This window comes from Methylobacterium sp. WL6, from assembly GCF_008040095.1.
In the GTDB taxonomy this organism is placed as follows: Bacteria; Pseudomonadota; Alphaproteobacteria; order Rhizobiales; family Beijerinckiaceae; genus Methylobacterium.
Window position 1 is genome coordinate 1 of record NZ_VRVH01000193.1, and the last position, 8,757, is coordinate 8,757.

An 8,757-nucleotide genomic window follows, 5' to 3' on the forward strand; every position below is an offset into this window, starting at 1 on the left:
GCGGGCGGGCTGCTCGGCGCGCTGACCGGCGCCGGCCTCAGCGAGCACGAGGCGGAGACCTATGCGGAGGGCGTGCGCCGGGGCGGGACCCTCGTCACCGCGCGCGTCGACGAGGGCCATGCCGACCGCGTCCTCGCCATCCTCGATCGGCACGGCTCGATCGATCTCGACGAGCGGGCGCAGGGCTGGCGGGCACAGGGCTGGACCGGCGGGATGACCGGCTCGGATGGGGCGAGGGGTGAGATCGGGTCGACCGCGATCGGCGCCGCGGGCTCGACTACGACGGGGCTCGACACCGAGAGCGGCCACACCCTGCTGCCGGCGGAGGAGCACAAGGCCGCGGGCACGCCGCCTGCGCCGACCCAAACCTTCGGATCGGACCGCCGCTGACCGCCCGAACCTGGTCGCCTTGCGGCGATCAGGTTATCTGCTTGCGGGCAAACAGGGCGGCGGCGAAGAACACCGCCGCGCCCGCCGCGACCAGGCTGCTCATCAGCAGGCGCCGCGGCTGCGTCGAGGATTCCGCCAGCACCGGCTCGACGATCGGGCTGAAGAACTCGATCTGCCGCGCCGCGATCATCCGCGCGCGCTCGTTGGCGGCGATGACCTTGGCGTAGTATTTCTCGGTGTCCTTGCGCTCGTTGTCCAAGGCTTCGAAGCGCGTCAGCGCGTCGGAGAGCAGGCGCTTCTGCTCCGGATCCTGGCTCGCCGACTGACGCTCGATCCGGCTGATGTTGTCGTCGAGGTCCTTGATCTGCGCCTTCATGTCTTGGATCCGGCGCGATTCCGGTGCGAGGTCGCGCAGCGACATCGTCAGCTGAACCGACAGGTTGATGCGCGCGGCACGAAGCTCGCCGATCACCTTCAGATTGGTCTCGTTGGCCTTCTGCGCGTCGAGGACGCCGTCCCGGTTGCGCAGGTCGCGCACCGCGAGGCGGATCTTGGCGAGGCGTTCCTCGGCGAGGCGCATCTCGCGGTTGCTCTCGGCGACCGCGTCGGTGCGCGCGCGCATGCTGAGCTCGTTCACCATCCGCTCGGCTTCCGCCATCACCGCCTTGGTGATCGCCAGCGACTCGGCCGGGTCGAATGCCGACACCGTCAGCGACATGATGCCGGAGCTGCCCTCGAGCTCGACGTTCACGCGCTCGTGCCAGTATTTCAGGAACTTCTCGATCGGCTTCTCGGCGTCGAAGCGGGAGAGGAAGTCGATCTGATCCCGGCTGAACCATTCCCGGATCGGCAGCTTCGCCTGGATGACTTCCAACATCGGCCGGCTGAGGACGTACTGGTGCGTGATCAGCACGTCCTGGGCCAGCATCTCCTTGGGAACGCCGGCGTTGGTGCCGACCGCGTCGGGGGTCGCCTTCTCGGCGCCGCCGAGCGCCGGGCGCAGCGCGAAGCGCGCCTCGGTGACGAAGCGGTCGGAGGCGATGAGGCCGTAGTAGATCCCGCCGAGCGCGGTCGGCAGGACGAAGCAGAGCACGAACAGGATCGGCAGCCACGGATCGCTCTTCACGTGGCTCTGGTAGGAGCGGATGCCCTTCTTGCGGTCGGCGAAGCGGGACAGCCGCGCGATCTGGCTCAGCGACTCCGCCACCGCCTTGGACCGGTCGGCGGTCGTCAACGGCTGGCCCTGGGGATTGCGGATCTCGACGTTCATGGACCTGCTGTTTCCGTTGTCCCGGCGGAGGCGGCGACCACCCTCGGCTTCGTGCGCGGCGAAACGATGTCCGCCGCGCCGCGCATCCTCACGCGTTCAGGCGGCGATAGACCTCGATCGCGTCGTTGACGTCCTCGTAGATGATCGCGCGGCCGTTGATCAGCACGATGCCCTGCGTGCACCACTCGCGGATGGTCTCCATCGAGTGGGACACCATGATGACGTCGGCCGACTTGCGCCGCTCGGCGAACACCTCCGAGCAGCGCCGCTGGAAGCGCGCGTCGCCGACCGCCGTGACCTCGTCGATCAGGTAGCAGTCGAACGGGATCGCCATGCTCATCCCGAAGGCGAGGCGGGAGCCCATGCCCGAGGAGTAGGTCCGGATCGGCACGTCGAGGTAGCTGCCGAGTTCGGAGAAGTCCTCGACGTAGTCGAGCACCCGCTTCGGGTCCTCGCCGTACACCCGGGCGACGAAGATCACGTTGTCGCGCCCCGTCATCATCGGGTGGAAGCCGCCGCCGAAGCCGAGCGGCCAGGAGACCCGGAGGTTCCGCTTGATCTTGCCGCTCGTCGGCTCCTCGGTGCCGCCGATCATGCGCATCGTCGTCGACTTGCCGGCGCCGTTGATCCCGAGGATGCCGTAGCTGATGCCGGGCTTCAGCGTCAGCGACACCCGCTCCAGGATCGTGCGGCGGTGGCCGTCGGTCTTGTAGATCTTGGTGACGTTCTCGAAGCGGATCACCGCGGGCCGGTCTCCTCGGCGCGACCGGGTCGGCAGGCCGCCCCGCGGCTGTGCGCACCGAAAACGGCGAATCTGAGGATGGCCGGCCGCGCGCCTAATCGACGGCCGGGGCGTGCAACTCGGCGTTGGTGAAGCGCTGCTGTTCCTCCATCACCAGCGCGCCGAGCTCGCGCTTGATCGCGTTGAAGTCCTGGCTCGCCGGATCGCGCGGGCGCGGCATCGGCACGACGACGTCGCGTTTGATCCGGCCCGGGCGGTAGGTCATCACCAGGATGCGGTCGGCGAGGTAGATCGCCTCCTCGATCGAGTGCGTCACGAACACGATCGTCTTGCGGTATTCCGACCAGATTCGGAGCAGCTCGTCCTGCAGCGTTCGGCGTGTCAGGGCGTCGAGCGCGCCGAAGGGCTCGTCCATCAGCATCACCGGCGGGTCGAGGGCCAGGATGCGGGCGATCGCGACGCGCTGGCGCATGCCGCCGGACAGGTCCTTCGGATAGCGCTTGCGGAAGTCGGAAAGGCCGAGCGTCGCGACGATGCGGTCGACGGTGACGGTCGCCTCGGGCTTGGGCACGCCCTTGATGTCGAGGCCGAAGCGCACGTTGTCCTCGACGTTCATCCACGGGAACAGCGCGTATTCCTGGAAGACCATGCCGCGATCCGGCCCCGGCTGGGTCACCGGGCGGCCGCCCAGCGTGATCCGCCCATCGGTCAGCGGGGTGAAGCCGGCGATGGCGTTCAGCAGGGTGGACTTGCCGCAGCCCGACGGACCGAGCAGGCACAGGAACTGGCCTTCGGGCACCGTGGCGGTGATGTCCTGCAGCGCCGCGACCGCGGCGGTTCCAGAGCCGAACACCTTCACGGCGTTCGCGACGACGATCTCTGCGGACATGAACGGCCTATCGCTCGAGGCCGCGATGCCAGCGCAGCAGGTGGTCGTTGAGGCGGCTCATCGCGCCGTCGATGATCAGGCCGAGGATGCCGATCGTCAGCATGCCGCCGATGATCTTGTCCGACCACATGTACTCGCGCGCCTCGAGGATGCGGTAGCCGAGGCCGTCGGAGACCGCGATCATCTCGGCGACGATCACGACGATGAAGGCCGTGCCGATCCCGATCCGCATGCCGGCCAGCACATAGGGGCTCGCCGCCGGCAGGATCACGCGGCGGAACATCGTCCAGGAATTCGCCCCGAGGTTCCGGGCTGCGCGGATGTAGATCGAGTCCACCTGCCGGACGCCGGCGATGGTGTTGACCAGCACCGGGAAGAAGGTGCCGAGCGCGATCAGGAACAGGGCGGGCGGGTTGCCGAGCCCGAACCAGACGATGGCGAGCGGGATGTAGGCGATCGGCGGGATCGGGCGCAGCACCTGCAGCAGCGGGTTGAACAGCGCGTAGAGCCGGTCGCTGGTGCCGAGCATCAGCCCGGTCGGCACCGCGAGCCCGGCCCCGATGACGAAGCCCGACAGCACCCGCGTCAGGCTCGACACCGCGTCGTGCGGCATCTCGCCGGAGAAGAGCCAGGTGACGTAGCTCTCCTGGCCCGGCTCGTAGGGGAGGGCGGGCAGGAGGCCGGCATACCACTTCACCGCGACCGCGCTCGGCGGCGGCAGGACGATCGGCGAAAACACCCCGACCCGGCTCAGGATCTCCCAGAGGACGAGCAGCCCGACCGGGACGACGGCGCCGCGAAGCGAGGACAGCCGCATCACTTGATCTTAAGCTCGGCCTTGGCCCTGTCGAGAAGATCGGTCTTCACCCACTCGGCGTCGCTCTTGGGCGGGGTCACCATCTTACCCAGGCCGTACTTCATCATGTAGTCGGTGGTCGTCTGCATGTGGCCGGCCGGGACGTCGTAGGTGTAGCTCGCGTTGGCCATGCCGTCGCGGAAGTCCTGGCTCGAGAGCTGGCCCTTGAACACCGATTCACGCACGTACTTCTCGGCGAGCGCCGGGTCGTCGATGAACGCCTTGGTCGCGGCCACGAACAGCTTGAGGACGCGTCCGGCGATCTCGGGCTTCTCGTTGTACATCTTCTCGGTCATGACGAGCGGACGCACCGGAATGCCGATCGGCGTGTCGTAGGGCTTGACCACCTCGACGCCCCAGCCGGCGCTGATCGCCTGGGTCGATTGCGGCTCCGACTGGCAGATCACGTCGACGTACTTCTGCGCCAGCGCCTGGTTCAGGTCGGCGTAGTTGTTGAAGTAGATCAGCTGCACGTCCTTGCCGGCGCGCTCGCCCCAGGTCATGCCGTGCTTGTCGAGCTCGGCGAGCAGCATCAGGTCCTGCGTCCCGCCGCGGACGGTGGCGACCTTGAGGCCCTTCACGTCCTTCAGCGTCTTCACCGCGTCGAGGTCCGGCCGCTTCAGGATCCGCACGCCGCCGTTGGCGAAGCCCGCCACGACGTAGAGCTTCACGCCGTTGCCGCGCGCCGCCACCGCGCCGTCGGCGCCCGAGGCCGAGATGTCGATCTGGTCGACCGCCATCGCCGGATAGATGTCGGCGCCCTTGGCGAACTGCTTCTCGTCGATCTTCAGGCCGAACTTCGGGGCGATCTCCTTCATGTACGAGATCGCGCCGTAATGGGCGAACTTCAGGTTCCCAAGGCGGACGACATCGTCGGCCTGCGCCGCTCCGGCGGCTAGGAACAGGATTGCGGCGGCGGCGGCCGAAGCGCGCTTGAACATCGATGTCCTCCGGTCGCAGGTCGTCCCGCCTGCGTTTGGCCCGACGCTGTACGCCGGGCGTCGCATTGACTAGGCGCGTGCTCGACTGAAAGTAAAGCGCAGGGAGGCAACGCGGTGACAGCTGTTGAAACGGATGAAACCGGCCCGATAGCCGTGGTCGGCTGCGGCACGCTCGGCGCGAGCTGGGCGGCGCTCTTCTTGGCGCACGGCTTCGATGTAGCGGCCTACGACACCGCCCCCGGCTTCGCCGATCGGATGCTTGCGTCCGTCGCCCGATACCGCGATCAGCTGGCCGAGCTCGGCCCGACCGGCACGGGTCGCCTCGAGATCTGCGAGACGCTCGACCAAGCCGTGTCCGGCGCCGTCTTCGTCCAGGAGAACGCGCCGGAGAACGAGGCGGTCAAGCGCACGATCCTGGCCGAGCTCGACGCGCGGGCGGCCCCCGGCGTGATCGTCGCGTCGAGCACCTCGGCGATGCTGCGCAGCCGGATCGTCGCCGATTGCGGCACGCCCGAGCGCGTGATCGTCGCCCACCCGTTCCACCCGCCGCACCTAGTTCCGCTGGTCGAGATCGTCACCGGCGACGCCGCGGTCGCCGAGCGCGCGGCGGCGTTCTACGCCGGGCTCGGACGGCGCCCGGTGATCCTGCGGCGCGAGATGCCGGGCCACGTCGCCAACCGCCTCGCCTCGGCCCTGTACCGCGAGGCGGTGAACCTCGTTGCCGAGGGGGTCGCGAGCGTCGCCGACATCGACGCCGCGCTCTGCAACGGGCCGGGCCTGCGCTGGGCGGCGATGGGGCCGCACATGACCTACCATCTCGGCGGCGGCGCGGGCGGCATCCGGCACTATCTCGACCATCTCGGCCCGAGCCAGGTCCGCCGCTGGGAGAGCCTCGGCCATCCCGACCTGAGCGAGGCGGTGAAGGACGCCATCGTCGAGGGCGTCGCGGCGGAGGCGGCCGGACGCTCGCTCGCCGACCTCGAAGCCCGCCGCGACCGGGCGCTGATCGACATCCTGAAGGCCCGGACCGAGGTCGCCGGGCCGTAGCCGGCGCAAGGGTTCGCTGCGGCCATGCGCCGGGCGCAGCGCGACGGCCGCAACGGGCGTGCTATGCGCGGCACCTCCTCGAACACGAACCGGTCGGCCATCCCGTGAACGCCGTGATGATCATCGTCCCGATCTTCGGGATCATCCTGATCGGCTGGGGCGCCGCGCTCGCCGGGCTGCTCTCCGACAAGGTGAGCGAGGGCCTGTCGGAATACGTCTTCGCCATCGCCGTGCCGTCGCTGATCATCGCGACGCTGACCCGGCCCGGCCTCGAAGGCGAGATCGCCTGGGGCTACTGGATCGCCTATTTCGGCGGCGCCGGCGTGTCGTGGCTCGCCGGCTCGCTGATTGCGCGGAGGCGGGACGGCATCGGGCGGCAGGGCGCGATCCTGCACGGCTTCGCTGCGAGCCAGTCCAACACGATCTTCGTCGGCGTGCCGACCATCCTGCAGGCCTACGGCGAGGAGGGCGCGTTCCCGCTCTTCCTGCTGCTCGCCGTCCACCTGCCGCTGATGATGGGCTGCGCCACCTTCCTGATCGAGGCGGAGGCCGGTCGCTCCCTGTGGCAGCGCCTGCGCGGCCTCGCTCTCGTGCTGATCCGCAACCCGATCTTCGTGGCGCTGCTCATCGGGATGGCGCTGAAGCAGGGCGGCGTCGTCCCGTCCGGCATCCCGAAGTCGCTGATCGACATGTTCGCGGCGACCGCCTCGACCTGCGCGCTGATCGCGCTCGGCGCCGGGCTGCGGCGCTACCGGGTGCTGTTCGACCTGCCGGGTGCCGTGGTGATCGCGCTGCTCAAGCTCGTCGTGCATCCGCTGATCGTGTGGCTGCTGGCGACCAAGGTGTTCGCGATGCCGCCGGCCTATGCCGGCGTCGCGACCCTGTTCGCGGCGATGCCGGTCGGCATCAACGCCTACCTGCTCGCCATGCGCTACCGCACCGAGACCGGGCTGATCGCGGCCTCCCTGCTGGTCTCGACGCTGCTCGCGCCCTTCACCACCATCGCCTGGCTGACCCTGCTCGGCCGGGCGTGACAGCGGCGCGCGGCTGACCCCTCCGCCGCGCCGGGCACGGTGGAAGTCGGCGCGCATCCGTCTATCTTCGCGAGCAACGGACCGGCGGACCACCGAACCGGCGAAGACAGTCTCGGAGAGGGACCGACCATGAACGCACCGATGCGCGCGCCTGCCGGAAGCGCCGGCCCCACGGCCAAGGCGTCGGCCGGCTTCGTCTGGGACGACCCGTTCCTGCTCGACGACCAGCTCACCGAGGACGAGCGCGCGATCCGCGACGTGGCGCACGACTTCGCGCAGGAGCGTTTGCTGCCCGGCATCGTCGACGCCTACGCCGAGGAGAAGACCGACCCGGACCTGTTTCGCGAGATGGGCGCGCTCGGCCTGCTCGGCGTGACGATCCCGGAGGAGTACGGCTGCGCCGGCGCCGGCTACGTCGCCTACGGCTTGGTGGCCCGCGCCGTCGAGCGGGTCGATTCCGGCTATCGCTCGATGATGAGCGTGCAGTCGTCCCTGGTGATGTACCCGATCCACGCCTACGGCTCCGAGGCGCAGCGCCGCAAGTTCCTGCCGAAGCTCGCGTCCGGCGAGTTCATCGGCTGCTTCGGCCTGACCGAGCCTGATGCCGGCTCGGATCCCGGCGGGATGAAGACGCGAGCCGAGAAGATCGACGGCGGCTACCGCCTGTCGGGCGCCAAGATGTGGATCTCGAACGCGCCCTTCGCCGACGTGTTCGTGGTCTGGGCGAAGTCCGACGCGCATGACGGCGCGATCCGCGGCTTCATCCTGGAGAAGGGCATGAAGGGGCTCTCCGCCCCGACGCTGAAGGGAAAGCTGTCGCTTCGCGCCTCGACCACGGGCGAGATCGTGATGGAGGGCGTCGAGGTCGGCGAGGACGCACTGCTGCCGAACGTCTCCGGGCTGAAGGGGCCGTTCGGCTGCCTCAACCGCGCCCGCTACGGCATCTCGTGGGGGGCGATGGGCGCCGCCGAGGATTGCTGGCACCGGGCGCGGTCCTACACCCTGGAGCGCAAGCAGTTCGGCCGTCCGCTGGCGCAGACGCAGCTGATCCAGAAGAAGCTCGCCGACATGCAGACCGAGATCACCCTCGGGCTGCAGGCGTCCTTGCGCGTCGGCCGCCTGATGGACGAGGGCAAGATGGCGCCGGAGATGATCTCGCTGATCAAGCGCAACAATTGCGGCAAGGCGCTCGACATCGCGCGGACCGCCCGCGACATGCACGGCGGCAACGGCATCATGGGCGAGTACCACGTGATGCGGCACGCCCAGAACCTCGAGACGGTCAATACCTACGAGGGCACGCACGACGTCCACGCCCTGATCCTCGGGCGTGCGCAGACCGGGCTGCAGGCCTTCTTCTGAACGGAGGACCGCGACGATTGGATGTTTCGCCGCGGGCACACGATACAACGGTACGTTTCTCTCTCTCGCGCGTTGTTTATCCGACAACATCATGTCGATGAACGAGTGAGAATCTTATGAAACGGATTGTTCTGACATCCGCGCTGATGGTCGGCGCCCTCGCGATGCTTCCGGCGACGGTCGACGCCCGCGGCTTCGGCGGTCGCGGCGGCGGCATCGGCGGCGG

The 8,757-nt window shown here is 68.9% G+C and carries 8 protein-coding genes and 1 pseudogene; 4 read left to right on the forward strand and 5 right to left on the reverse strand.

Going from position 1 to position 8,757, the window contains the following annotated elements; all coding sequences use genetic code 11:
* Window positions 1–390: pseudogene (locus tag FV230_RS30905) on the forward strand (hypothetical protein); the annotation flags it as partial.
* A 28-nt stretch (window positions 391–418) separates the two neighbouring features.
* Here FV230_RS30905 and FV230_RS20070 read toward each other — a convergent pair.
* The 5 genes from FV230_RS20070 to FV230_RS20090 form a co-directional block, all read right to left on the reverse strand.
* Window positions 419–1,660, reverse strand: coding sequence for a capsule biosynthesis protein (locus FV230_RS20070; RefSeq protein ID WP_147843642.1), 1,242 nt, complete (start codon window positions 1,658–1,660; stop codon window positions 419–421).
* Between the two features lie 88 nt (window positions 1,661–1,748).
* Complete coding sequence (locus FV230_RS20075; protein ID WP_147726065.1) at window positions 1,749–2,402, reverse strand: ABC transporter ATP-binding protein; 654 nt, start codon at window positions 2,400–2,402, stop codon at window positions 1,749–1,751.
* 94 nt (window positions 2,403–2,496) lie between these two features.
* Entirely contained in the window at window positions 2,497–3,291 is a 795-nt protein-coding gene (locus FV230_RS20080) for an ABC transporter ATP-binding protein (protein ID WP_147726064.1), read from the reverse strand.
* A gap of 7 nt (window positions 3,292–3,298) precedes the next feature.
* Window positions 3,299–4,108 carry an ABC transporter permease gene (locus tag FV230_RS20085; RefSeq protein ID WP_147843643.1) on the reverse strand — a complete coding sequence of 270 codons (810 nt, stop codon included), beginning with the start codon at window positions 4,106–4,108 and terminating at the stop codon, window positions 3,299–3,301.
* Window positions 4,108–5,088 (reverse strand): ABC transporter substrate-binding protein, encoded by a 981-nt coding sequence (locus FV230_RS20090; protein ID WP_147726062.1) that lies wholly within the window; start codon window positions 5,086–5,088, stop codon window positions 4,108–4,110. The genes FV230_RS20085 and FV230_RS20090 overlap by 1 nt, the downstream gene beginning before the upstream one ends.
* A gap of 114 nt (window positions 5,089–5,202) precedes the next feature.
* Here FV230_RS20090 and FV230_RS20095 point away from each other — a divergent pair, with 114 nt between their 5' ends.
* The 3 genes from FV230_RS20095 (at window position 5,203) to FV230_RS20105 (ending at window position 8,531) form a co-directional block, all read left to right on the forward strand.
* A complete protein-coding gene (locus FV230_RS20095) occupies window positions 5,203–6,135 on the forward strand; it encodes a 3-hydroxyacyl-CoA dehydrogenase NAD-binding domain-containing protein (protein ID WP_187275562.1) in 933 nt (310 codons plus the stop codon).
* A gap of 104 nt (window positions 6,136–6,239) precedes the next feature.
* On the forward strand, window positions 6,240–7,169 hold the full coding sequence (locus tag FV230_RS20100; RefSeq protein ID WP_147726061.1) for an AEC family transporter: 930 nt from the start codon (window positions 6,240–6,242) through the stop codon (window positions 7,167–7,169).
* Window positions 7,170–7,310: 141 nt separating this feature from the next.
* Window positions 7,311–8,531, forward strand: a complete 1,221-nt coding sequence (locus tag FV230_RS20105; protein ID WP_246694935.1) for an acyl-CoA dehydrogenase — start codon at window positions 7,311–7,313, stop codon at window positions 8,529–8,531.
* Window positions 8,532–8,757: the final 226 nt, after the last annotated feature.